The organism is Streptomyces sp. NPDC031210 (genome assembly GCF_055570395.1).
On sequence record NZ_JBVIHH010000025.1, the window covers coordinates 47,844 to 69,311 of the forward strand.

Annotated in this window: 21 protein-coding genes; 13 read left to right on the forward strand and 8 right to left on the reverse strand. The window is 71.3% G+C overall.

What is annotated here, in order from left to right:
- Window positions 1–17: 17 nt before the first annotated feature.
- Window positions 18–818, reverse strand: coding sequence for a uracil-DNA glycosylase (locus ACZ45Z_RS31440; protein ID WP_468369711.1), 801 nt, complete (start codon window positions 816–818; stop codon window positions 18–20).
- Window positions 819–937: 119 nt separating this feature from the next.
- Here ACZ45Z_RS31440 and ACZ45Z_RS31445 point away from each other — a divergent pair, with 119 nt between their 5' ends.
- On the forward strand, window positions 938–1,714 hold the full coding sequence (locus tag ACZ45Z_RS31445; RefSeq protein WP_468369713.1) for a 2OG-Fe dioxygenase family protein: 777 nt from the start codon (window positions 938–940) through the stop codon (window positions 1,712–1,714).
- A gap of 5 nt (window positions 1,715–1,719) precedes the next feature.
- Complete coding sequence (locus ACZ45Z_RS31450; RefSeq protein WP_468369776.1) at window positions 1,720–2,223, forward strand: metallophosphoesterase family protein; 504 nt, start codon at window positions 1,720–1,722, stop codon at window positions 2,221–2,223.
- A gap of 19 nt (window positions 2,224–2,242) precedes the next feature.
- On the opposite strand, the gene ACZ45Z_RS31455 is transcribed toward ACZ45Z_RS31450, so the two are convergent.
- The 3 genes from ACZ45Z_RS31455 to ACZ45Z_RS31465 all read right to left on the reverse strand — a co-directional run bounded on the left by ACZ45Z_RS31455 (window position 2,243) and on the right by ACZ45Z_RS31465 (window position 6,402).
- The gene (locus ACZ45Z_RS31455; RefSeq protein WP_468369715.1) at window positions 2,243–2,740 is read right to left on the reverse strand and encodes a DUF6328 family protein; all 498 of its coding nucleotides are present in this window, start codon (window positions 2,738–2,740) and stop codon (window positions 2,243–2,245) included.
- A gap of 74 nt (window positions 2,741–2,814) precedes the next feature.
- Window positions 2,815–5,355: an ATP-dependent Clp protease ATP-binding subunit gene (locus ACZ45Z_RS31460; RefSeq protein ID WP_468369718.1), complete on the reverse strand. Its 2,541-nt coding sequence runs from the start codon at window positions 5,353–5,355 to the stop codon at window positions 2,815–2,817.
- A 129-nt stretch (window positions 5,356–5,484) separates the two neighbouring features.
- On the reverse strand, window positions 5,485–6,402 hold the full coding sequence (locus tag ACZ45Z_RS31465) for a universal stress protein (protein ID WP_468369720.1): 918 nt from the start codon (window positions 6,400–6,402) through the stop codon (window positions 5,485–5,487).
- A 276-nt stretch (window positions 6,403–6,678) separates the two neighbouring features.
- On the opposite strand from ACZ45Z_RS31465, the gene ACZ45Z_RS31470 reads away from it, so the two are divergent.
- The 6 genes from ACZ45Z_RS31470 (at window position 6,679) to ACZ45Z_RS31495 (ending at window position 10,000) form a co-directional block, all read left to right on the forward strand.
- Window positions 6,679–6,891, forward strand: a complete 213-nt coding sequence (locus ACZ45Z_RS31470; protein ID WP_468369723.1) for a hypothetical protein — start codon at window positions 6,679–6,681, stop codon at window positions 6,889–6,891.
- 108 nt (window positions 6,892–6,999) lie between these two features.
- A complete protein-coding gene (locus ACZ45Z_RS31475) occupies window positions 7,000–7,191 on the forward strand; it encodes a DUF6381 family protein (RefSeq protein WP_468369726.1) in 192 nt (63 codons plus the stop codon).
- A 330-nt stretch (window positions 7,192–7,521) separates the two neighbouring features.
- Window positions 7,522–8,262 (forward strand): histone protein, encoded by a 741-nt coding sequence (locus tag ACZ45Z_RS31480; protein ID WP_468369729.1) that lies wholly within the window; start codon window positions 7,522–7,524, stop codon window positions 8,260–8,262.
- A 6-nt stretch (window positions 8,263–8,268) separates the two neighbouring features.
- Window positions 8,269–9,279, forward strand: coding sequence for an SRPBCC family protein (locus ACZ45Z_RS31485; RefSeq protein ID WP_468369732.1), 1,011 nt, complete (start codon window positions 8,269–8,271; stop codon window positions 9,277–9,279).
- A gap of 32 nt (window positions 9,280–9,311) precedes the next feature.
- The gene (locus ACZ45Z_RS31490) at window positions 9,312–9,491 is read left to right on the forward strand and encodes a CsbD family protein (protein ID WP_468369735.1); all 180 of its coding nucleotides are present in this window, start codon (window positions 9,312–9,314) and stop codon (window positions 9,489–9,491) included.
- A gap of 224 nt (window positions 9,492–9,715) precedes the next feature.
- A complete protein-coding gene (locus ACZ45Z_RS31495; RefSeq protein WP_468369738.1) occupies window positions 9,716–10,000 on the forward strand; it encodes a hypothetical protein in 285 nt (94 codons plus the stop codon).
- Window positions 10,001–10,137: 137 nt separating this feature from the next.
- On the opposite strand, the gene ACZ45Z_RS31500 is transcribed toward ACZ45Z_RS31495, so the two are convergent.
- Window positions 10,138–10,653: a mycothiol transferase gene (locus ACZ45Z_RS31500; RefSeq protein ID WP_468369740.1), complete on the reverse strand. Its 516-nt coding sequence runs from the start codon at window positions 10,651–10,653 to the stop codon at window positions 10,138–10,140.
- 122 nt (window positions 10,654–10,775) lie between these two features.
- A complete protein-coding gene (locus ACZ45Z_RS31505; protein WP_468369743.1) occupies window positions 10,776–11,099 on the reverse strand; it encodes a putative quinol monooxygenase in 324 nt (107 codons plus the stop codon).
- A gap of 144 nt (window positions 11,100–11,243) precedes the next feature.
- Here ACZ45Z_RS31505 and ACZ45Z_RS31510 point away from each other — a divergent pair, with 144 nt between their 5' ends.
- Window positions 11,244–13,187, forward strand: a complete 1,944-nt coding sequence (locus ACZ45Z_RS31510) for a trypsin-like serine peptidase (RefSeq protein WP_468369746.1) — start codon at window positions 11,244–11,246, stop codon at window positions 13,185–13,187.
- A 44-nt stretch (window positions 13,188–13,231) separates the two neighbouring features.
- Here the strand turns inward: ACZ45Z_RS31510 and ACZ45Z_RS31515 are convergent, their stop codons facing one another.
- On the reverse strand, window positions 13,232–13,489 hold the full coding sequence (locus tag ACZ45Z_RS31515) for a WhiB family transcriptional regulator (RefSeq protein WP_468369748.1): 258 nt from the start codon (window positions 13,487–13,489) through the stop codon (window positions 13,232–13,234).
- Between the two features lie 296 nt (window positions 13,490–13,785).
- Here ACZ45Z_RS31515 and ACZ45Z_RS31520 point away from each other — a divergent pair, with 296 nt between their 5' ends.
- A complete protein-coding gene (locus tag ACZ45Z_RS31520; RefSeq protein ID WP_468369750.1) occupies window positions 13,786–14,505 on the forward strand; it encodes a hypothetical protein in 720 nt (239 codons plus the stop codon).
- Between the two features lie 138 nt (window positions 14,506–14,643).
- On the opposite strand, the gene ACZ45Z_RS31525 is transcribed toward ACZ45Z_RS31520, so the two are convergent.
- Window positions 14,644–16,122: a glycosyltransferase family 39 protein gene (locus ACZ45Z_RS31525; protein ID WP_468369753.1), complete on the reverse strand. Its 1,479-nt coding sequence runs from the start codon at window positions 16,120–16,122 to the stop codon at window positions 14,644–14,646.
- A 315-nt stretch (window positions 16,123–16,437) separates the two neighbouring features.
- Between ACZ45Z_RS31525 and ACZ45Z_RS31530 the strand changes: the two genes are divergently transcribed.
- The 3 genes from ACZ45Z_RS31530 to ACZ45Z_RS31540 form a co-directional block, all read left to right on the forward strand.
- The gene (locus ACZ45Z_RS31530) at window positions 16,438–18,504 is read left to right on the forward strand and encodes a SpoIIE family protein phosphatase (protein WP_468369756.1); all 2,067 of its coding nucleotides are present in this window, start codon (window positions 16,438–16,440) and stop codon (window positions 18,502–18,504) included.
- Window positions 18,505–18,647: 143 nt separating this feature from the next.
- Window positions 18,648–18,926, forward strand: a complete 279-nt coding sequence (locus ACZ45Z_RS31535) for a DUF3303 family protein (protein ID WP_468369758.1) — start codon at window positions 18,648–18,650, stop codon at window positions 18,924–18,926.
- Window positions 18,927–19,477: 551 nt separating this feature from the next.
- Window positions 19,478–21,468 (forward strand): type I polyketide synthase (locus tag ACZ45Z_RS31540; RefSeq protein WP_468369761.1); only part of this gene is annotated, 1,991 nt, incomplete at its 3' end.

The following is a 21,468-nucleotide window of genomic DNA, read 5'->3' on the forward strand; positions in this document are numbered from 1 at the left end:
GCGATGCCGGTCCCCGCTCAGCCGGCGGGGCCGCGTCCCTCCAGCCCCGCGAGCCGCGCGGCGCCGCCGAGCAGGTCCACGAACATGGCGAACGTGAGCAGGCCGGTGAAGGTGTTGCGCTGGCTGGGGTGGTAACTCCCCACCACCCGCAGCTCCGGCCGGGTGTCCGTGGCGGGCAGCGTCAGCAGCGCACCGTGACCGAAGACGGGCCGGGGGCGCGGGATGTGCCACCCGGCCTCGCCGAGCACCGGCATCAGCGCCTGCCAGCCGAAGCCGCCCAGCACGACCACCGTCCGCAGGGCGGGGCTGAGCAGCTCCAGTTCCGCCGCCAGCCACGGCCGGCAGGTGTCGCGTTCGCCGGGCGTGGGCTTGTTCTGCGGCGGAGCGCAGTGGACCGGCGCGGTGACCCGCACCCCGTACAGCTCCAGCCCGTCGCCCCGGTGCGTCGCCGTCGGCCGGGAGGCGAGGCCGACGGCGTGCAGCGCCGCGAACAGGAAGTCGCCGGAGGCGTCCCCGGTGAACATGCGGCCGGTCCGGTTGCCGCCGTGCGCGGCCGGCGCCAGCCCCACGATGGCCAGCGCCGCGTCCGGCGGCCCGAAGCCCGGAACCGGCCTCGCCCAGTAATCCCAGTCCCGGAACGCCGCCCGCCGGGTCGCGGCGGTCTCCTCCCGCCACGCCACCAGCCGGGGACAGGCCCGGCACCGCACCACGCGCGCGTCGAGCTCCGCCAGCGTCCCGCAGCGCGACGCGTGAAAGGCCGGAAACCCGACGTCCTCGCTGCCCGGCCCCCTCTCGCCCCTCTCGTCCCTCTCATCCATCCCTCCACGCTAGGCCCTCCCGACCTGGGTCCGTCATGGGATGCGGTCGTTTCCCGGCCGTCCGAGGATGGAACGCGTAGGTGACAGCTCCGCACCGAGCAAGAGAGGCGGGATCCCGCGTGGACGAGGCGGCCGGTGGCTACGGCAGGACGACGGACACCGCCCCCGTGGCGGCCACCGCGCACACCGCACCGGTGGCGGCCGCCCGGCGCGCGCTGCGCTCGGCCGGGGCGTATCTCATGCCGCCCGACGCCGTGTGGTCGTGCGTCGGCGCCGACGCCGACCGCTGGGCCCGCTTCGCCGCACACTGGGACGCGCTGGAGCCGGACCCGTATGCCGCCGAGCGCGGCACCCGCCGGCTGCGCCGCTACGGCCAGTTCTCCTACGCGCCCGCCACCGGCAAGATCCGGCGCCTGCCGCACCTCCCCTTCGTCCAGCCGGACAACACCAACCCCCTCTACATCGACGTCGACCGCCGCTTCGAGCCGCTGACCGACACCTTCGCCGCGGACCCGCTCCTGCTCTGTCTCCTGTCCCTGCTGGGACGCACCGCGACCGCCCTGGACGACACCGCCCGCTGGAACGCCAAGGTGCACCCCTTCCGCGTCCTGGCATCCACCGACGACGCGGGCGAGCCCACCCCGGAGGGCATGCACCGCGACGGCGTCACGCTCGTCTCCTCCCTCCTGGTCGACCGGCACAACGCCACCGGCGGGCAGAGCACGGTGTCCGGCCTGGACGGCGGCCACGTGATGACGACGACGCTCAGCGAACCCGGCACCCTCCTCCTGGGCGACGACCGCCGCACCCTGCACGGCGTCTCCCCCCTCCGCCCGCGCGACCCCGGCGCGCCCGCCCGGCGCGACGTCCTGGTCGTGACCCTCACCCCGTGCTGAAGCCCGTGCGACTTCTGCTGATGTCCGACACCCATCTGCCCACCCGCGCCAAGGCCCTGCCCGCACAACTCCTCGACGAGGTGGCACGCGCCGACGTCGTCGTCCACGCGGGCGACTGGGTCGACACCGCCACCCTGGACCTGCTGGAGGACCGCGCCCGGCGGCTGGTCGGCGTGTACGGCAACAACGACGGGCCCGACCTGCGGACCCGGCTGCCCGAGGTGGCGTACGCCGAACTGGAGGGGCTGCGCCTGGGCGTCGTCCACGAGACCGGGCCGGCGCGGGACCGCGAGCGCCGCTGCGCGGAGCGGTTCCCCGACCTCGACGTGCTGGTGTTCGGCCACAGCCACATCCCCTGGGACTCCCTCGCCGAAGGCCGGCTGCGGCTGCTGAACCCCGGCTCGCCCACCGACCGGCGGCGCCAGCCCCACTGCACGTACATGACGGCCGAGGCGGCGGCGGGCCGTCTCACGGCGGTGGAGCTGCACCGGCTGCCCCGTCGCCGCTGAACCGGCCCGACGGGGCCACTCAGCGCCGCGACCCGTACCGGTGGCGGGCCCAGACGGGCAGTGCGAACCAGCAGAGCAGGAACCAGCCGACGACACCGGCGACCACCCACGGGACGGCGCTGTTGTGCAGCGCGATCCGCAGGATGAGGAAGAGCGCCGAGGTGACGGTGGCCAGGAGGAGGACGACGCCGAGGACGGTCAGACGGGACGCCCAGGCCACCGTCTCGGGCTTGAGCCGACGCCCGGTCACCAGCCGGTGGAACGTCACCGGCCCGATCAGCGCGCCCGTCGTGGCGGCGCCCAGGATGACCGTGATGACGTAGATGGTCTTGTCGGACGGCGGCAGCGTGGCGAACCGGGGCGTGAAGACCACGGTGAGCAGGAAGCCGAAGAGGATCTGCACCCCGGTCTGGGTGACGCGCACCTCCTGGAGCAACTCCGCCCACCGCCGGTCGGCCCGCTCCTCGGCCGACTCGTGGCGGCCTGGGTACGTCCGTCGCGGGCCGCGGGGTTCCATCGGTCATGTCCTCCCAGGTGCATCATGCGCCACAGAAGGTGTCGCGGCAGCGCGAAGGACGGATAAGGCCCCTCTCAGCTCTCCTCGCCGGTGCGGAACACCAACTGGTCGTCCCGCACCTGTGCGCACACCTGGTCGCCGGGGGACAGCGCACCGTCCAGCAGCAGCCGGGACAGGGCGTTGTCCACCTCCCGCTGGATGGTGCGGCGCAGCGGCCGTGCCCCGTATTCGGGCTGGTGGCCGCGCCGGGTGAGCCAGTCCACCGCCTCCGGCGTGAACTCGATCGAGATGTCCTGCGCGCGCAGCCGGCGGCTGGTGCCCTCCAGCAGCAGGCCGGTGATCTGCCGCAGTTGGTCGTCGGCGAGCCGCCGGAAGACGATGATCTCGTCCAGCCGGTTGAGGAACTCGGGCCGGAAGTGCTCGCGCAGGGCGCCCATCGCCCGGTCCCGCGCGCCCTCGCCCGTCCCCGAGTCGTCACCCGGACCGAATCCGAGGATTCCGCGGCCCCCGCTGAGGGCTTCGGAGCCGAGGTTGCTCGTCATCACGATGACCGTGTTCTTGAAGTCGATCGTGCGGCCCTGCGAATCGGTCAGATGCCCGTCGTCGAGCACCTGGAGCAGCATGTTGAAGACGTCCGGGTGGGCCTTTTCCACCTCGTCCAGCAGCAGCAGCGAATACGGGTGGTGGCGCACCGCCTCGGTCAGTTGGCCCGCGTCCTCGTGCCCGACATACCCGGGCGGCGCGCCGACCAGCCGGCTGACGGTGTGGCGTTCCTGGTACTCGCTCATGTCGAGCCGCACCATGCGCTCCTCGCTGCCGAACAGCGCCTCGGCCAGGGCCCGCGCCAGCTCCGTCTTGCCCACCCCGGTCGGGCCGAGGAAGAGGAAACTGCCGATGGGACGCTGCGGATCGGCGAGCCCGGCCCGGGACCGCAGGATCGCCTGGGAGACCGCGGTGACGGCGTCGTCCTGCCCGACCACCCGGCTGTGCAGCCGCTCCTCCAGCCCCAGCAGCCGGGTCTTCTCCTCCTCCGTCAGATTGCTGACCGGCACACCCGTCTGCCGCGACACGATCTCGGCGACATCCTCCGCCGTGACCTCCACGACCTGGCCGTCGCCCGTCCGCTCGCCCTGACCGGCCTCGATCCGCGTGGTGATCTCCGCGATCCGGTCCCGCAGCTCGGTGGCCCGCTCGTACTGCTCCGCCGCGACCGCCTGGTCCTTGTCCCGCACCAACTGCTCCGCCTGGCGTTCGAGGTCGCGCACGTCGGTGGTCTTGGTGCCCGACCGCAACCGGACCCGGGCGCCGGCCTGGTCGATCAGGTCGATGGCCTTGTCCGGCAGGAAACGGTGCGGGATGTAGCGGTCCGACAGCTCGACGGCCGCCAGCAGCGCCGCGTCGGTGTAGCGCACCTGGTGGTGGGCCTCGTAGCGGTCCTGGAGACCGCGCAGGATCTGCACGGTGTCGGAGACGGTCGGCTCGGGCACCAGGATCGGTTGGAAGCGGCGGGCGAGCGCGGCGTCCTTCTCGACGTGGCGCCGGAACTCCTCCAGGGTCGTGGCGCCGATGACATGCAGCTCCCCGCGCGCCAGGGCGGGCTTGAGCATGTTGCCGGCCTCCATCGACCCGCCCTCCGACCCGCTCCCGCCCGCGCCGACGACGGTGTGCAGCTCGTCGATGAAGACGATCAGGCTGTCGCTGTGCGCGCGGACCTCTTCGATGATGCCGTTCAGCCGCTCCTCGAAGTCACCGCGGTACCGGGTGCCGGCGACGACGCCGCTCATGTCCAGCGACACCACCCGCCGCCCGGCGAGCGTGTCCGGCACGTCCCCGTCCGCCAGCCGCTGGGCCAGGCCCTCCACGATGGCGGTCTTCCCCACGCCCGCGTCGCCGACCAGCACCGGATTGTTCTTGCCCCGGCGCGAGAGCACCTCGATCGTCTGCTCGATCTGCTCGTCGCGGCCGATGACCGGGTCGATCCGGCCCGCCCGCGCCAGGTCGGTCAGGTCGCGGCTGTACTTGTCGAGGGTCGGAGTGTCGTGCCGCGGCGGGGGCGGCGGCTCGGCGGGCGTCGGCTGATGCCCGAGCGCGCCGTGCGGGGCGGCCTGCGGATCGAAGTGGATGAAGTTCAGGATGCGGCCGGCCGCCGAGTCCGGATTCGAGGCCAGCGCGCCCAGCACGTGTTCCGGGCCGATGTACGAGGCGCCGGTGCCCAGGGCCAGATCGTGCGCACCCAGCAGCGCCCGCTTGACGGCCGGGGTCACGGCGACCCGCGACTGCTGCGGGCCGCTCCCGGCACGGCGGTCGATCTCGGCGGCCAGCGCGTCGGGGTCGGCGCCCGACTGCCGCATCAGGCTGCGGGTCGGTTCGGCTGACAGGGCGGCCCGCAGCAGATGCTCCGTGCCCAGTTCGGCACTGCCGTGCTCCGCCGCGTAGGCGGCCGCCGAGCTGACCAGATCGCGGGCCGGTTCGCTCATCAGCCGGGCGATGTCGGCCTGCCGCGGCATCGGCCTCGAACCGCCGGGGCTTTCCGCAGCACGGCCGAAGAAGCGCGAGAGAAAGTCGCCGAACGAGTCCGGGCCGTAGCCTTCCGGACCCATGAATCCGTTGCTCATGTGCGTCCGTTCCGCTGTCACGACGGCGCCGCGACATGCTGCCTTGTCGGGTTCCTTGTGCTGCTGTCCTCGCGGGTGCCCAGGACGGCGCCGGTCACACCAGACGGGCGGACGGCCGGCGGCCCGCCGTCAGCCGCCGTCCGCGGTGGGGACGACCAGGACGGGGCAGGCGGCGGTGTGCAGGGCCGCGCCGCTGACCGAGCCGAGCATCAGCCGCCGCAGGCCCGTACGGCCATGGGAGCCGACGACCAGCAGCCCGGCGCGCCGCGACGCCTCCGCCAGGATCGTGGCCGGCCGGACCCGCTCCACCCGCGGCTCCACCCGCACGCCCGGGTAGCGGTCACGTCGCTTGGCCGCCTCCACCTCCAGCATCTCGCGGGCGGCGCCGTCGAGCGCCTCGAAATCCGGCGCCACCAGGCCGGGCCCGGTGGGCAGCTCGCCGAGGGGGAAGTTGGCGTACAGCAGCTCCAGACGCGCCCCGCGCGCCTCCGCCTCGGCGAAGGCCACGTCCAGGGCCTGTGCCGACACGTCGGAGACGTCGACACCGGCCACGACCCGGTTCTCGTCCACGCGGGCCGCGCCCCGGTCGTCCCCGTCCTCGCCGGTCTCTCCGGGGCGTATGACGAGGACCGGGCAGTCCGCGTGGGTGGCCACCTGCCAACTGACCGACCCCAGCGGCAGCCGGGGGAATCCGCCGCTGCCACGGTGACCGAGCACCAGCGACGCCGCCTGGGCGGACCGCTCCACGAGCACCGCTGCGGGCCGGCCGGACACGGCCTCCGTCGTCACCGTCAGCTCGGGGAATTCCAGCCGGACCCCGGCCGCCAGCGGTTCGAGGACGCCCGCGCCGAGCGCCGTGAGGCCGGCCGCCGGCCTGTCGTCCGCCCCGGCTCCGGACGGCCCGCCGCGGCCGAGGACGTGCAGGAGGTGCAGCGGACTGCCGTGCAGCGCGGCGTGGCGTGCCGCATGCCGTACGACGGCCCGCTGACCGCTGCCTTCCTCGACTCCTACCAGCACGGGGCGGTGCGACGGGGTGGCGTCATACATGGAGGCTGCTCCTGTTCTCGTCGGGACTCCGGGCCGGGGCCCGACTGGACGACGGTCGGTGGACGACTGCTCCGGACGACGGTTGGCGGACTGTCCCGGCCGGTGACGACGGGCGGGCAGCCGGCCCGCCGACCGGCTCATCCCTGTTACCCGAGCCATCCGCTCCCAAGCCAGCGGCTTCCGGGCCCGGCGTCCGGGCGGCCCGGGTGCGGATCACCCGAACGGCCCCGATCCTGAAGAGGTAGGGCAGTCGCCGATGCGGCGAGGAGGCGACGCATGAACATGGCCGACAGGATCAAGAGACTGCTGACGCCCGGGGAATCCCACCCCAAGGGATCGGACGCGGCCAAGGAGGCACCGGCCCCGGGCAAGGAGCCGACGGGCCAGGAGCGGTCGGAGAAACGCACGGGCACGTCCGGCTGGGAACGCAGAAGGCGGCTGAAGGAAGAGTTCGAGCGGATGCACCGCGACGAACCGCCGCAGCGGTAGTCGCCGCGGGCCGTCGCGGACAGTGACCGTTCGAGGTGCCGCCCCGCACCGGCCCTGGTTCGCTGAGGAATACCCGATACCCGCTCTTCCCCAGTCCAAGGAGTGACGATGAGCATTGCGGACGAGCCAGGCGAGCGTGCCCGGCAGATGCGCGAGAAGGCCAAGCAACTGAAGGAGGCGGCGGAGCGCGCGGGCGACCCCGATGAGCGTGAGCGGCTCCAGCAGAAGGCCCGCCGGCTTCAGGAGCAGAGCGAGCAGCAGAGCGGCATGAGCAGCGGAGACATCTTCCCCTCCACCTGAGGCCGCGCCCCCTCCAGGAGAGGGCGCGTCCCCGGGCCTGAGCCGCCGCACCACCGCCGGTGGCCTTCCGTTCCTCAGGAGCGGAAGGCCACCGGCGGCCGCGTTTCCGGCGGCCGTACGCGGCCCGCCCACGGCGCATTCGCGCTCGGGATGCGTATGCCGGGAGGGCGATCACACTAGGTAGTAGGTGGCGGCGATGACTCCGGCAGCCAGGTACGTCTGCGGCACGGCTCAAGGTCGGCGCGTCCCCCTCGCGCGTGCCCACCTTGCCGTCGCACCGGCCTGCCCGGCGCCGATCGCTCGCTTTGTCGATGAAGAGGTGACGTACCCATGAACGAGCACAAGGTCATGCTCGCCGCCGCCGTGGCAGGCGGCTACGTTCTGGGCCGTACGAAGAAGGGCCGGCTCGCGCTCACCGCGGCGACCTACCTCGCCGGACGCCAACGCGGCCTCCAACCAGGCCAACTCGTCTCCGGCGGCCTGCGCAGGATCAGCGAGATACCGCAGGTCGCGGACCTGACCGAGCAGGTGCGCGGAGAACTCCTCGACGCCGGCCGGAAGGCGGCCGGCGCCGCCGCGAACCGCAGTCTGACCTCCCTCGCCGATTCGATCCACGACCGCACGCTCCGCCTGGAGAGCGGGGAGGCGGAGGACGAGACCGAGGACGAGTACGAAGACGAGGAGGAACCGGAGGAGGAAGAAGAGGAAGAGGAGGACGAGGGGGAGGACGAGGAGGCGGGGGAACCGCGCGGTGAGGAGCGAGGCGGCCGGAAGCGGTCAGGGAAGAAGCCGGCCTCGGAGGGGAAAGCGGCGGAGGGGAAGCGGGACGCCAAGAACGCCCCGGGCAAGAGGGGTGGGGGCAACAAGGCGACCGGTAAGAAATCCGGCGGCGACAAGGCCCCCGGAAAGCAGGCGCCCGGAAAGCAGGCTCCGGGCAAGAAGGGAGCCGCCCGGCAGTCGGCTTCCGCCAAGAAGTCGGCCCCGGCCGAGAAGTCGGCAGCCGGGAAGAAGGCGGCCTCCTCGAAGAGCGCCGCCAAGAACACAGCGACGCGCGCCGATCGCCGGAGGTAGCCGGTCATGGCCAAGACGGGACGGGACAACGCGGGCGCAGCGGGAGCGGGACTCGACCGGCTGCGTGAGGAAATAGGCGACTACCTGGGGGTGCGGGTGGGGAACCTCGCCGAAAAGGCCGGCGACAAGCTGAGCGGGATGACGGACCAGCTCACCGACGTCGCCGAGAACGGCGGACGGCTGCCCGACATCGGCTCCCGCATCCTCAAGGGTGATTCGCCGGTCAAGGCGGCCCTCACCGAGAAGGCGAAGGGGGTCAAGGACACGGTCGTGGGGAAGGCGAAAGAGGCTTTCGGCGGCGGCCAGGGCCGAAAAGCGGGAGACAAGAAGGTCACCAACATCATCGAGGTGCTCGACGTCGGGGTGCCGGTGCGGACCGCGTACGACCACTGGACGCAGTACGAGAAGTTCAGCGGCTTCACCAAGGGCGTACGCGACGTGTCGAAGACCGACGAGACGGACAGCGACTGGAAGGCCAAGGTCGGCCCGTCCACCCGCGGTTGGAAAGCGACCGTCCAGGAGCAGGTGCCCGACGAGCGGATCGTCTGGACGTCCGACGGAGCCAAGGGAAGCACCCGGGGAGCGGTCAGTTTCCACGAACTGACGCCCGACCTGACCCGCATCGTTCTCGTCGTCGAGTACTACGCCTCGGGATTCTTCGAGAAGACCGGAAACCTCTGGCGCGCCCAAGGGCGCCGTCTGCGGCTGGACTTCAAGAATTTCCAGCGCTACGTCACCCTCACCGACGAGGAGCCGGAAGGCTGGCGCGGTGAGATCCGCGACGGGGAAGTGGTGCGCAGCCACGAAGAGGCCGTCGAGGAAGAGGAGGCGCGGGGCGAGGGGGACACGGAGAACGGCGAAGGGGCGGCGAGGGGAGAGGACGCCGAGGGCGAGGAGTACGACGAGGACGAGGACTACGACGAGGACGAGGGATACGGCGAGGGCGAGGACGAGGGCCCCTACGGCGCCGAGGACGAGGAAGCGGAATACGAAGAGGAGGAGGACGAGGAGCGGTAAGCACGCGGATGACCGGCAGGGAGGATCGCACGATGAGCAAGAGCGAGAAGGCCAGGGCGAAGGCGGAGGAGCTCAAGGGCGCCCTCAAGCGGGACGCGGGCCGTTCGGCCGGAGACGAGTCCATGGCCGCGGAAGGCCGGATGAAGCGGAGCAAGGGTTCCGCGCGCGCGGCCAAGGAGAAGATCAAGGACACCTTCAAGAACAAGGGCTAGCCGGCGGCGGCCGGCCCGGCCGGAAGGCATCGGACACGGCGGTGCGCCACAGGCAGTCGGCCTGTGGCGCACCGTCAGGCGTGCGCCGCCGCGCGCCGACGCGCCGCGGTCTGCTGCGTTCCAGTGACTTTCCGGTGGGTCGCGGGGCTGACGGAGGTTGCGACCCTATTGTCGTGTTTGCAGAGAATATTCTTTTTCTGCTCGACCCAAGCGAAGGTGGAAGAATGTTCCGATCGATTCCTCATGGGCTCGCAGTGGCCGGCCTCACCGTGGCCGCCGTAGTGGCGCCGATGGCGGGTGCCGCCACGGCCGCCCCCGGCGACACGCAGACCGCCACGGCCAAACAGGAGCGCTGCGTCCAGTCCCAGGCTCAAAGCAACCGGCGTGGCGAGTGCAAGTGCAAGGCGAAGAAGGACAAGAAGGCCGACAAGAGCACCGGGGCCGCCGACACCAGCCGTGAGCAGACCCGCGACGGCCTCCTGGGCCTCGGCCTGCTCGGGCTCCTCTAAGCCCCGCCAAGGGCGTACGGCATGTGGGCCCGGGCCCGACGACCCGGGCCCACACCTGCCACCCCCCTGCAGTCGCGCGCGCCCTTCGTCCCCATCCGGAGGGCGCTCACGGCGTCACGCCTGCCCCTCGGCCCGGGCTACCGGCCTCCTTCGAGCACGCCCCGGACGAAGGCCGCCTGTCCCACGTGCTGCAGAGCGTCGGAGACGACGCTGACGAGGCGGACGCCCAGCGTGACGGGCGGCGTCCACGACCGGTCGACGACGTGCGCCAGGTCCTTGTCGGAGAGGCTGGTGAGATAGCCGACCGTGCTCTCGTGCACGGCCGCGTGATAGTCGTCGAGCTGTTGTGCGCTCACCTCGCGTACCGCCGCCACGTCCTTGCTGGAGTGGCCGTATCCGGTCGCGTCGGCCGGGAACGGGAGCCCGAAGTCCTCGAACCAGCCCTGTGCGGTCCAGATCTGCTCCGTGCCGGCCGCGCCGGCAAGGTGATCGTCCTGGATGCGGGTGAGGTGCCACACGAGCCAGGCGATCGAGTTGGCGTCCTTGGCGATCCGGGTGCCGAGCTGGTCCGCGCCGAGGCCGCTCACCACCTCGCCGACGGTTTCCCGGATCCGGCCGAAAGCGTCGACGAGCAGGTCCGTGCTGGTGGTCATGGGGGCTCCTTTGCGGGCGAGAGCTGCGTCGCGGGGCGGCGGCGGTGGCCGCCCGTTGCGTCGGAGGGTAACCACGAAACCCCTGTAACCGTGGTAATCGCCGTAAGCGCCGCGTACGGGGGTCAGTCGATGGTGAGTTCACCCATCGCACTCCAGCCGTTGGCGCCCTCGATCGTGGTGCTGACGATCTCGGGCGTGTGGCGCAGCAGCGGACGCATCCGCTCCATCGCGTCCCGGAAGTGGTCGGAGTTCACATGCGCCTCGGCGGCGTCGTCCTGGAACGCCTCGACCAGGACATAGGTGTTCGGGTCCTCGACGCTCCGCGACCACTCGAACCACAGATTGCCCGGCTCGGCCCGGGTGGCCTTCGTGAAAGCATCGACCCGCGCCGGCCACTGCTCGGCGTGTTCGGGCTTGACGGGGAACTTGACGACAATGAAGATCATTCGCCGACTGTAGGTCATCTGTCGCATTCCTCGCATCTTCAGGTCAGGTCGCCCCACCCCACCAGGGCGTAGCCCCCGTCGGGGCCCGGCCGGGTGACCTGGATACTGATCGGTCGATGCCACACCACTTCACTGGACGAGTTGATGAGACGAATACCCTGGGTGCGTTACGCCGCCTTCGGCCTGTGCGCGGCGTTCGCACTCGCCGCCCCGGCGACCGCCGTCCCCACCACGGCGCCCACCGCCCGAGCCGCCCACATCGCCGAGGGCACCCCCTCGCCACTGGGCGACCACCGGCCCGCACCCGCACCGTCCGCCGGCGAGCCGACGCCGCCCCCCTCGGACACGGCGAAGGAGCCCTCCAAGGGCGTGACGCCGCAGCAGATCCGCGCGGCGCGGGCGGCGGAGGACTACTGGACCCCCGACCGCATCCGCGCCGCGGTCCCCATGGACGCTCCCCGCGCAGGCGAGAACCCGGGCCAGGACCGGAAGCGGCCGCCCTTCGCGCAGCCTGAGCGCGCGCCCCGGGAGCCGAGCCACACGGTCGAGGAGGGCATCCCCACCGTCGGCGTCTTCCTGATCCGCAACGATGACGGATCGACCGGCCCCAACCAGTTCTGCACCGCCAACGCCGTGACCTCGCCGACCAAGAGCCTGGTCATCACGGCGGCGCACTGCCTCAAGGGCGCCAGGACCCACCGGAGCGTGGCCTTCGTACCCGGCTACCGCGCCGGGACTTCCTCCGCCGGTCAGCCCGGCGAGACGCCGTACGGCGTCTTCCCGATGCAGGAGGGCAGGCTCTGGATCGACAGCCGGTACCTGTCCTCGTCCCCCAGTGACGACGTGGACTTCGCCTTCCTGCGCGTCGGGCCCAACTCCGCGGGCCAACTCCTGGAGGACGCCGTCGGGACCGGCAACCGACTGACGGCCGTACCGTCCACGAAGCTGGCCCGCACCGGCGTGACGCTGATCGGTTACCCCGGCGGACAGAAGACCCCGCTGGGATGCGTCAACGACACCACCGCCTTCCAGGGCCGGTTCATGCAAATCAAGTGCGACGGCTTCCGCTCCGGCGTCAGCGGCGGCCCCTTCCTGGAGAACTTCGACGGCCGCCGCGGCGATCTCGTCGGCATCATCGGCGGCTACAAGACCGGCGGCCTCTACGAGCACACCTCCTACACCTCGCAATTCGACGAGGACGTCTTCCGCCTCTACCGCCAGGCCGTGGACAACTCGGCGCCCGACAAGGCCAATCCCCTCGGCGACGGCGAGACCTGGAAGCACGCCGGCCTCATGACCACCGGCCGTTTCCACAGCACCTCGGTGCGCGAGCGCACCAGCGATCTGCTGGTGCGCTGGTCCGACGGTGAGGTCTCCCTCGTCCCCGGCGACGGCCGGTACGGCTTCGGCAAGGACATCCAGCTCGTCAAGAAGAACGAGGCATGGAAGCAGGCGAAAGCCCTCACGGCGGGCGACTTCACCGGTAACGGCGGCGACGACCTCCTCGTCCGCTGGGCCAACGGCAAGCTGACCCTTTACAAGGACGTCAACGAAACCACCAAGCTCCGCAACGAGATCCAGCTCAAGGGCCCCAACGACACCTGGACGCACGCCGACGCCCTCACCGCCGGCCGCTTCGGCGGCGGCAACACCCGCAGCGACGACCTCGTGGTGCGCTGGTCCGACGGTGAGGTCACCCTCTACCCGAACGTCGACGGCAAGGGCACGCACACCGAAAAGCGGCTCGGCAAGCGCAACGTGACGTGGCCGAAGGCCCGCAACCTCGCCACCGGCGACTTCCGTACGACCACCGGCGATCAGGACCTGTTCGTCCGCTGGGCGGACGGCGAGGTCACCGTCTACGAGAACATCGCCGCCAACGGCCTGCGGGCCGAACGCCGGCTCCGCCCCGCGAAATCGGCCTGGCGCTCCGCCCTCCTCGCCACCGCCGGCTCCTTCGGCGGCGCCGACGGCCGCCAGAACGACCTCGTCGCACTCTGGCCCGCCGGAAAACTGGCCATGAACCGCGAGACGACGACCCGCTCCCTCGGCGGCGAAAGCGTCCTCGTCCCCGCCTCCACCACCTGACAGCGACCGGACAGCGACGTGGACAGTGCGGGCGGGCCCCCGGGCTAGTGGGAAGCCCGGCGGGCCCGGCCGCGGGTCCTGCGCCGCTTCAAGGCGCGCCGCTCGTCCTCGCTCAGGCCACCCCACACTCCGTATTCCTGACCGGATTCCAGCGCCCATTCCAGACACTCGTCCATGACCGGGCAACGGTGGCAGAGGGTCTTGGCCTCCTCGGTCTGGAGCAGTGCCGGGCCGCTGGTGCCGATGGGGAAGAACAGGTCGGGGTCTTCGTCACGACAGGCGGCGTGATGGCGCCAGTCCATGAGGGTCTCCGTTCTCTGTGGTGCGCGCGGTCGATGCTCGTTGCTGCGACATGGGGGACGGCGTCGACGGCGTTCGTCGACTGTCGCTCTCATACGCCTGTCGTACTCGCGTGCCCCGCAAGGCCGTTGCGATGCGGGCCGTCGGGAAACCGGTGCCGGGCCCGCGCCGGTGGCGAGCTGGGCGGCTGCCACCGGCGGAGCGGCCATTCGAGGGTATAAGCAACTCCTTTACGGTCTCGGGCTCGTTTAGGAAACATGGAGACCAGTGCAGCAAACGTTCGAAGGAATGACCGTCGGTGGCCGTGAGCTGGGCACAGGGAATCGTCATTGCAGAGCCCGCACCAAGAATCGCCCGATTGGCTCGCTATCTGGCGCCTCATTGGCGGGGCTTGTTGTGCATGGAAAACGAGAACGGCATCGGACTCATCCCGACGCTGGCTTTCTTCACGCTGATCGCCTCGGCCGTCTTCGGCGCGGGCGGCGCGGGTGTCGCGGCGCTCACCGTGGCCGTTCTGGGCGGCGGGTATCTGGCCGAGCCGTGGCTGGTCTTCGACGCCGCGCTGGCCGTGTGCCTGATCCTCTCCTACTGGCTCGTGGGACGCCACGGACTGCGGTTCTACGGTGGCGATCCGCGGCGCGACGAACTGTGGCGCACCGTCACGATCGGCAACTTCGCCTGGCGCTCCCTGCCCCGGGCGCAGCGCAAAGTCCAGCGTTCGCGGCTGCGCGCGATGAACACCGCCGCCCGCATTCTGCTCACGGACCCCACCGACGAGCACGCCCGTAAGGCATTGATCGCGCACACCGACGTCCTGCGGCACCTGGCCACGAGCGTTCTCGCGGACCACTGCGGCGAACGGCGCGGTAAAGGCACCACCGAGCAGGATCACGCGGTCGAAACGCTTCCGCCCCCGGCCCCCGGAATGCGTGTCGAGAGTATCCTGTCCGGAGAGCGCGGAGCTTTCGCCACCGCCCTTCCGCTTCAGCAGAAAGCCCTGTTCCCCGACAGCAGTTGAAGCGATCGGATAATTGTCCGTCGCGGCCTCGCCTGATCGCATTCCCCCGCCCTGTCGGCGTATATCGCGCGGTGGAGAGCGGAATCTCCGGACCGGCGGCCCGGCACGACCCGGCCATCGCGGCGACAGTCCGGTGCGTCACCCCGTCCGCTCGTACACCAACACCCGGCGCCCCCCGGTCTCCGTGGCGGTGGTGAGGGTGAAGTGCCGTGCGAGGACGGCGAGTTTGGTCAGATCGCGGGGCGCGGTCGGTGCCGGCTCGGAGTCGGGGTCGCTGACGACGACGAGGCGCCGGTGAGCCAGCATGGCGGCCCGGATACGTGCGGGCGGGGCCTCGACGCCGTACAGAGTCCCGGAGGCCACCGGGTCCTCCACGAGCGCCAGATCGTCGAGTCCGCCGAACGAGGAGGGCGTGACGAGCGCGGCATCCCGCCGCTGGTCGGGAATGAACACGACGCCGTCCCCCGGCCGGGCGAGCGCCGCGACCTTGTCCGCCGTCACCCGCACGTCGTCCGTCCGGCTCGTCGGGGCCCGCAGGCTCAGCTCCAGGGGCAGCAGCGCGACGAACGCGAAGGACACCACCCCGGCGAGCAGCGTCCTCGCCCGCATCCGCCCCCAGGCCCGGCCCCGGGCCCGGCCGTACGCCAGAACCGCCCGCACCGCCCACACGAGGGCGGGGCCCACCAGCAGCGCCACCCCGATGTAGACGAACAGCACGTAGCGGTCGACGTAGAGCGGCTCGATGAGCCAGGAGGCCAGCAGCAACGCGAGCTGCGGGACGGCGATCAGCGGCAGCCCCACCGACACCGGCGAGAGCACCGTCCGCTCGCGCCGCGGTATTCGGGCACATATCAGGCCCACCAGCAGCAGCACCGTCACCCCCAGCAAGGTGACGGCCGAAGCGGGCTCTATCCACGCCACCTGGCCCGCCTGCGGACGGCTGGCGAATATGAGAGGCGCGGCCCCCGACACGATCACCGCGGACGCCACCAACCACCGTACGCACAACGGACGTTGGCCGGCGCGCCAGGCGATCAGAACGGTCACGCCGTGGGCCGCCAGCGCCAGGAGCGACAGCCAGTTGAGCAGTGCGGTCGTGAGCATGACCGCCGCGTAGCAGCCCCAGCGCCACCCCCACGCCGCCCGCCGCCCGCCGCCTTCCCGCGACGTCTCGGGCCCCGCCGGGCACACGGCACCCACCAGGAGCCACGTCGCCACCACCACCCCCGCCGTCACCAGCGCGTAGGAGCGCCCCTCCTGCGCGTACCGCTGCATCACCGGAAGCAGGGCCGTCACCAGCCCCGCCGCGAGGCCGCCCAGGGGCCCGGCGAGCCGGCGGCCGGTCGCCGCGGTGACCGCCGCGGCGACCACGATGCCCAGCACCGACGGCAGCCGCAGCGCCGCCAGATCCGCCCCGAAGACTTCGAAGAGGGTGTGGATCAGCAGGTAGTAGAGCCCGTGGACGACGTCCACCTGCCCGATCATGTGCCAGATCTCGGGTACGGACCGCTCGGCCGCCTCCCACGTCGCGGCCTCATCCCGCCATATGGCGCCCTGGCGGGACAGGCCCCACAGGCCCAGCGCGAGCGCCAGCAGCGCGGGCGCGCCGGCTATCACCCAACCCGGCGTCCGACGCGCTCCGCCCGGGGCCGGAGCGCCCCTCCATCCCGTAACGGCGGCCAACCCGGAGCCGAGATCAAGAGACATGCCGGAACTCTACAGGCGACGTATACATTGAAGGGATAGAGGCGTGTATCGCCCCTGGTGGGCGGCCTCCGGCACCCGCCCTGCCGCGCGTCACGCCTCCGCCCGGCGAACCCCGCTCCGCCCCGAATATCCGCGGCTGCGGGAAAAGCGCAGAATTGAGAGAGCCGCCCTGCCCTCCGGAGGGCAGACAAGCCACTGTGCGCGGCGGGTGGAAGGGAAAGCCGGGTGCCCCCAGATCGGCCGAGCGACGAAAAGGGCCGTGGCCCGCTCTGGTCCGAGCCCGGATCACTGCTGGAACACGTCGCCGTCGCCGTGTTCGGCCTCGATGACGACAACCGGATCTCCTACTGGGGCCCCGGCGCCCAGGACCTCTTCGGCTACCGCGCCACGGACGCGCTGAGCAAACCCGGCGCCCTCCTCTTCCCCGACTCCCCCCGAGGCGGCCCCGACGCCTGCTCCCGCATGGCCGAGCGCGGCCGGACCCTGGGCTACTGGCGGGGCCGCCTCTTCGCCAGGCACCAGGACGGCACGGTCTTCGGCTGCGGCTTCCGCGTCTTCCCGGTCACCGGCATGGCGGGACGCTCGGTGCTCATGGGCCTGGCGAGCCGCGGCGACGAACTGGACCGGGTGAAGACCAACCTCGCCTTCCTCGACTCCCTCTTCGAAACCTGCCCGATCGGGCTGGTCATGCTCGACGAGGACCTGCGCTACCTCCACCTCAACCAGGCGCTCGCCGACATCAACGGGCTCCCCATCGAAGAACACCTCGGACGGCACCTCACCGACACCATGACCACCTCGGACGGCGGTGAATACGAGCGCCTGCTGCGCGCCGTCGCCGCGGACGGCAAGCCCGTCACGGGCGTGCTGGTGGGGGTGCGCACCCGAGGCCATCCGGACCGGGACAAGGTCCTGTCGGTGAGCTTCTTCCCCCTCACCCAGGCGGTCGGCACCCGCCCGGGACTGGGCGGGCTGGTGGTCGACGTGACCGACCGGGAGCAGGCCCTCGTGGAGGCGAGCGCCACCCGCCAGCGGCTGGCGCTCCTGAACCGCGCCGCCGGCCGGATCGGCACCACCTTGGACGTGGAGGCCACCGCCCGGGAACTGGTCGAGGCCGCGGTGCCGGACTTCTCCGACGGAGCCGTCGTCGAGCTCGTGCAGTGGATGGACGAGCTCGAGCCCTTCGACCCCGCGCTGCCGGTCATCACCCGCCGCATCGCCTCCGGCACCGTCCTGCCCCCGCCCGCGACGGAACTCGTCAGCCGACGGGACGTCGTGCACCACCCACCGGGCTCCGCCATCCACAAGATGCTGCGCACCGGCCGCCCGATCTCCGTACCGGTCAACGAGGAATTCATGGTGCGGACCATGCTGGACCCGGCGCGCGCCCGGCTGATGGCCGACAGCGGTCTGGTCTGTCTCCTCCTCGCCCCGCTCATCGCCCGGGGAACGGTCCAGGGCATCGCCATCTTCGGCCGGTCCGCGGCCAGGCCGGCATTCACCGAACAGGACCTCGGCCTGGCCGGCGAGCTCGCCTCCCGGGCCGCGCTGTGCCTGGACAACGCGCGTCTGTACAGCCGCGAGAGGAACATCGCCCTCACCCTCCAACGCGCCCTCCTCCCCAGCTCCCTGGCGACCAGCCCGTACCTGCGCATCGCGCACCGCTACCTGCCCGGCAGTCGTGCCACCGAGGTCGGCGGCGACTGGTACGACGTGATCGCCCTCCCCGACCACCGGGTCGCCCTCGTCGTCGGCGACGTCATGGGACACGGCGTCTCCGCCGCCGCCGACATGGGCAGGCTGCGCATCACCGCCAAGACGCTCGCCCGGCACGACCAGGAACCCGACGAGCTGCTCGCCGAACTCGACCGCTGCGCCCAAGAGGCGGGCATCGAACTCGCGACCTGCCTCTACATCCGCTACGACCCCACCACCGGACGCACCCGCATCGCCAGCGCCGGCCACCCGCCGCCCGTCGTCCTCCACCCGGACGGCCGGACCGAGCTCATCGACGAGGTTCTCGGCGTCCCCCTCGGCGTCGGAGGCTCTCCCTTCCGTACGACGGAGATCGCCCTGCCCGACGACGCCACCCTCGCCCTCTACACCGACGGCCTCATCGAGGCACGAGGCCACGACATCGACGAGGGACTGGACGCCCTCCGCGCGGAACTGCGCCGAGCCGCCGACTCGTTGGAGGACGCCGCGGACCAGATCCTCGCCCGCCTCGTACCGAGCTCCCCGGCCGACGACACCGTCCTCCTCCTCGCCCGGGTACACCGCCGGCACCGGTGACCAACCGGACGGCCGCGTCCCGGTGGCGCCTCCCCCCGCCCCGGAAGACGCTGAACACCAGGCGGATCGGGTCCCACCCGAGCGCACAGGTGCGCCCGGCCCGGTCCACCGGAGGAGTGATTCGGATGCGCATGCTCTTGAAGATGCAGATCGACACCGCGGCCGGCAACAAGGCGTACAAGGACGGGAGCCTGGGGAAGACCATGGAGTCGGCGCTGAAAACCCTGAATCCGGAGGCGGCTTACTTCACGACGCAGGAGGGTGTCCGCACCGCGTTCATCGTCTTCGACCTTCAGGACCCCTCGCAGATGCCGAAGCTGTCCGAACCCTTCTTCTCACAGTTCGAAGCCAAGATCACCTATGCGCCTGTCATGAACGTCGAAGACCTGCGCAAGGGCCTCTCCCAGACAAGCGGCGGCTGACGGTCGGCTCCGCCGCTCGGTGAGGTGACCCGGCGGGCCTGCGGATCAGGGGCAGACCGGCACGCCGTCCACGTCACTGGACCGATGGGGACAAGAAGGGCCGCCGGTTGACGGGAACCTTCGTCCAGCGGCCCTCGTGCAAGGTCATCAGCCGGCGGATGGCCGCCTACGCGGCGGGGGGACCGTCGGCGCACGCTCAGAGTTGGCCGCCACCGCCACCGCCACCGACCGAGCGTCCGCTTTAATGCCGGGGCGTTCTCAATCGGGTCCCCCTCTCCCGGGTGCTGCCGCTATTCCATTGATGACGCATTGCCATTGAGGGGCTCCCCGGGGAGGCGGGTAGGGGGTGCGGAAGCCCCTCTGAGGTAGGGGTCTGAGGTAGGGGGGAGCAGGGGGCGATAGGGGTGTGGGAAGGGGGGATCCCTCCCCTACTGTTGACGCCGAGTGGTGCATGTGCGGTATGGGGTTTTCGGGGGGCACCGCTCCTGAGCAATCCCCTCGATATCCCTTCGTGTGCTGTAAGGGCCTGCGAAGAGCGAGGGTTGGGATCCATGTCGTTTGTTCCCGGTGGCGTCACTGAGTACGGTCCGATTTCCGAGGGGGCAATCGCCGTTGTCGGAATATCCTGCCGACTTCCCCAGGCGCCGGACCCGCAGGCCTTTTGGCAACTGCTCAAGGAAGGGCGCAGCGCGGTCGGCGAGGTGCCCCGCGACCGCTGGGCCGCGGATGCCTTGACGGGGCCGGCCCGGCACGGGGCCTTTCTCGACCGGGTCGACGGGTTCGACGCCGAGTTCTTCGGCGTCTCCCCCCGGGAAGCCGTGATGATGGACCCGCAGCAGCGGCTTGTGCTCGAACTCGCCTGGGAAGCCTTCGAGGACGCCGGAATTCTTCCGGAAAGTGTGCGCGGCACGCGGGGCGGAGTCTTTTTCGGGGCCATTTGGGACGACTACGCGACGCTGCTGCACCGGCGCGGACTTTCCGCCGTTACCCAGCATTCGGTGACCGGCCTGCACCGCAGCATCATCGCCAACCGCGTCTCCTACACACTCGGACTGCGCGGCCCCAGCCTCACCGTCGACACCGCCCAGTCATCCGGCCTCACCGCCGTGCATCTGGCGTGCGAAAGCCTTCGCAGCGGTGCGAGCGAACTCGCCATCGCGGGCGGCGTGAACCTCAATATCGTCCCGGAAAGCGCCTTCGGCGCGGAGCGGTTCGGCGGCCTCTCTCCCGACGGCCGCTGCTACACATTCGACGAGCGGGCGAACGGATATGTACGGGGCGAGGGCGGCGGCGCCGTACTGCTGAAGCCGCTCGCGCGGGCGCTGGCGGACGGCGACCCCGTCTACTGCGTCATTCGCGGCAGCGCGATGAACAACGACGGCGCCACCGACGGCCTCACCGTGCCGAACCCGCAGGCCCAGCAGGAGGTGCTGCGGCTCGCCTACGAGGCGGCCGGCGCCGACCCCGCGCAGGTGCAGTACGTCGAACTGCACGGCACCGGGACCAAGGTGGGGGATCCCATCGAGGCCTCCGCGCTCGGCGCGGTCCTGGGCACGGCGGACGGCCGCGAACTGCCCGTGACCGTCGGCTCGGCCAAGACCAACGTCGGCCACCTGGAGGGCGCCGCGGGCATCGTGGGGCTGCTGAAGGTGGCCCTGTCGATGCGGAACGGGCAGATCCCGGCCAGCCTCAATTACGAGCGGCCGAACCCCCGCATCGCCCTGGACGAGTGGAACCTGCGAGTACAGCGGTCCCTGACCGACTGGCCCGCCGTGCGGGCCGGCGCGCTGCCGCTGGCCGGCGTCAGCTCGTTCGGCATGGGAGGCACCAACTGCCATGTGGTGGTGGAGGGGGCGCCTGCGGGTGCGCGGAGCGGGGAGGGCGGTGCCGGCGATGGTGAGCGCGGCCGGCCTGGCTCTGGCGCCGGCTCTGACTCCGGAGCTGACTCTGGCTCCGAGGGCGGCGCCGGGTCTCTGGCGTGGGTGCTGTCGGGCAGGAACACGACCGCCCTGCGGGCGCAGGCGGAGCGACTGCGGTCGTTCGTGGCGGACCGGCCGGAGACGGACCCGGCCGATGTGGCGCTGACGCTGGCGACGTCCCGTACCGCGTTCGCTCACCGGGCGGTGGTGCTCGGCGAGGACACCGACGCACTTCTGCGCGGGCTCGACACGGTGTCCCAGGGTCGGGTGTCGCCCGCCGCGATCGAGGGTCGGGTGGCTGATAACGCTGGTCGGGTTGGGTTTTTGTTTTCTGGTCAGGGTTCGCAGCGGGTGGGTATGGGGCGTGTTTTGTATGGGGCGTTTCCGGTTTTTGCTGCGGCTGTGGATGAGGTGTGTGGGGTTTTTGATGGGGTGTTGGGTGGGTCGCTTCGTGAGGTGATGTTTGCGGAGGGGTTGGGTGCTGAGGGGGTTTTGGAGCGTACGGAGTTTGCTCAGCCGGCGTTGTTTGCGGTTGAGGTGGGTTTGTTTCGGTTGGTGGAGTCGTGGGGGTTGCGGGCTGATTTTGTTGCGGGGCATTCGGTTGGTGAGTTGGCGGCTGCGTA

Excerpts from the sequence above, each read along its gene's own strand:
- ACZ45Z_RS31440 (WP_468369711.1), bottom strand. The coding sequence starts at position 818 with ATGGATGAGAGGGACGAGAGGGGCGAGAGGGGGCCGGGCAGCGAGGAC.
- ACZ45Z_RS31455 (WP_468369715.1), bottom strand. The coding sequence starts at position 2,740 with ATGGAACCCCGCGGCCCGCGACGGACGTACCCAGGCCGCCACGAGTCG.
- ACZ45Z_RS31460 (WP_468369718.1), bottom strand. The coding sequence starts at position 5,355 with ATGAGCAACGGATTCATGGGTCCGGAAGGCTACGGCCCGGACTCGTTC.
- ACZ45Z_RS31465 (WP_468369720.1), bottom strand. The coding sequence starts at position 6,402 with ATGTATGACGCCACCCCGTCGCACCGCCCCGTGCTGGTAGGAGTCGAG.
- ACZ45Z_RS31470 (WP_468369723.1), top strand. The coding sequence starts at position 6,679 with ATGAACATGGCCGACAGGATCAAGAGACTGCTGACGCCCGGGGAATCC.
- ACZ45Z_RS31475 (WP_468369726.1), top strand. The coding sequence starts at position 7,000 with ATGAGCATTGCGGACGAGCCAGGCGAGCGTGCCCGGCAGATGCGCGAG.
- ACZ45Z_RS31480 (WP_468369729.1), top strand. The coding sequence starts at position 7,522 with ATGAACGAGCACAAGGTCATGCTCGCCGCCGCCGTGGCAGGCGGCTAC.
- ACZ45Z_RS31485 (WP_468369732.1), top strand. The coding sequence starts at position 8,269 with ATGGCCAAGACGGGACGGGACAACGCGGGCGCAGCGGGAGCGGGACTC.
- ACZ45Z_RS31490 (WP_468369735.1), top strand. The coding sequence starts at position 9,312 with ATGAGCAAGAGCGAGAAGGCCAGGGCGAAGGCGGAGGAGCTCAAGGGC.
- ACZ45Z_RS31495 (WP_468369738.1), top strand. The coding sequence starts at position 9,716 with ATGTTCCGATCGATTCCTCATGGGCTCGCAGTGGCCGGCCTCACCGTG.
- ACZ45Z_RS31500 (WP_468369740.1), bottom strand. The coding sequence starts at position 10,653 with ATGACCACCAGCACGGACCTGCTCGTCGACGCTTTCGGCCGGATCCGG.
- ACZ45Z_RS31505 (WP_468369743.1), bottom strand. The coding sequence starts at position 11,099 with ATGATCTTCATTGTCGTCAAGTTCCCCGTCAAGCCCGAACACGCCGAG.
- ACZ45Z_RS31510 (WP_468369746.1), top strand. The coding sequence starts at position 11,244 with ATGAGACGAATACCCTGGGTGCGTTACGCCGCCTTCGGCCTGTGCGCG.
- ACZ45Z_RS31515 (WP_468369748.1), bottom strand. The coding sequence starts at position 13,489 with ATGGACTGGCGCCATCACGCCGCCTGTCGTGACGAAGACCCCGACCTG.
- ACZ45Z_RS31535 (WP_468369758.1), top strand. The coding sequence starts at position 18,648 with ATGCAGATCGACACCGCGGCCGGCAACAAGGCGTACAAGGACGGGAGC.